The following is a 1,369-nucleotide window of genomic DNA, read 5'->3' on the forward strand; positions in this document are numbered from 1 at the left end:
GCTGTCAGGCTGCCTTCCTCGAGGGCGAGATCGAGACCGTAAAGCGCCTGGACTTGTCCGTAGTGGGCTCGCAGATCTCTCACATTGAGCATAGCCGTCACTGATCCTTGCTCCCGAGATAGGCCTTGATGACATCCGGGTTCGATTGGACCTGGGCCGGCGTTCCCTCCGCCAGTTTGCGGCCAAAATTCAGCGCGACCATGTGATCAGCGATCGACATCACCAACCCCATATGATGTTCTACCAGCAGGATGGTCATATTGCGCTCGTCGCGAATCCGGCGCACGAGCTCACCGAGCACGTAGACCTCCTCATGATTGAGGCCGCCAGCTGGCTCGTCGAGTAGCAGAATCTTCGGATCGGCAGCCAACGCGCGTGCCAACTCGACGCGTTTCTGTGTGCCAAACGGCAGGCCGGAAACCGCGAGATGAGCGACGGCATCAAGGTCGAGATATCCGACGATCTCGTGAACGCGTTTGTTAAGCACCGCCTCGCGCGCGGCGAACCCAAGGCAACCTCAGCGCGTCGCTGATGATGTCGCCTTTACTACGAACGTGAGCGCCGATCCTGACGTTATCGAACACCGAAAGTGTCGGGAACAGGGCAACGTTCTGGAATGTGCGACCGATGCCGACCTCGGCAATGCGGTGCGGCCGACGGGTTAGAATACTCTTCCCTTCCAGCAGAATGTCACCGGCGCTCGGCTGGTAGAGCCGACTGAGACAATTGAAAAGTGTGGTCTTGCCGGCACCGTTCGGTCCGATCAGGCCCAGGATTTGGCCCTCGCGCATGTCGAACGAAATGCCATTCAGGGCGGTGATGCCGCCAAACGAGACGCTGACGTCGCGAACGGCGAGCAGCGAAGATTGTGCCCGCGTCATCGCACTCCATCTACATAGCTTGCCGAACCGGAATGGACATGCGAATGCGATTTCCGATCGCAATGATAAAGGCTACCTGATCCCTTCGACCACGTGTGCAACGTTTCCTCCAACATTCGATTTATTTTCTTGTTTATTTATCTAGGCACCGCTCCGATTGGAGCTTCGAGTCTCACCACCTCCAACGAGAACAGCGTGATCACATCGCGCAATCTGATCAGCGACGAGTGCCCACCGACAAATTAGGGTCATGGGAGTTGGCGTCGTCGCCAGCAGTGCGACAGAGTTTTCTGCGTATCATCTCTCACCGTCCGAAACGGTCGTCTGTCTTGTGCTGAACCAAGCGTTGAATCGCCCTCGACAGCGAAGGCAATCGTGAATTCTTTTTGACTATGAGCTACGCTAGGGACGCGATCTACAACTTTTGCTTCTGTCTCTTCACTTTCACAGTTGTGAAATTCAGGCCGTCGCTGCTCGACGCGTTGGTG

1 protein-coding gene and 2 pseudogenes are annotated in these 1,369 nt (G+C 56.5%); all 3 read right to left on the bottom strand.

Annotated elements, in window-relative coordinates; translation table 11 throughout:
• Window positions 1–101, bottom strand: a pseudogene (locus AC629_RS49670) (ABC transporter ATP-binding protein); the annotation flags it as partial.
• Window positions 98–881 (bottom strand): annotated as a pseudogene (locus AC629_RS44095) (ABC transporter ATP-binding protein). The pseudogenes AC629_RS49670 and AC629_RS44095, both read right to left, overlap by 4 nt.
• A gap of 248 nt (window positions 882–1,129) precedes the next feature.
• The coding region (locus tag AC629_RS48105) for a hypothetical protein (protein WP_210419246.1) at window positions 1,130–1,369 on the bottom strand (240 nt) is incomplete at its 5' end.

The organism is Bradyrhizobium sp. NAS80.1, assembly GCF_001908205.1.
Taxonomy (GTDB): Bacteria; Pseudomonadota; Alphaproteobacteria; order Rhizobiales; family Xanthobacteraceae; genus Bradyrhizobium.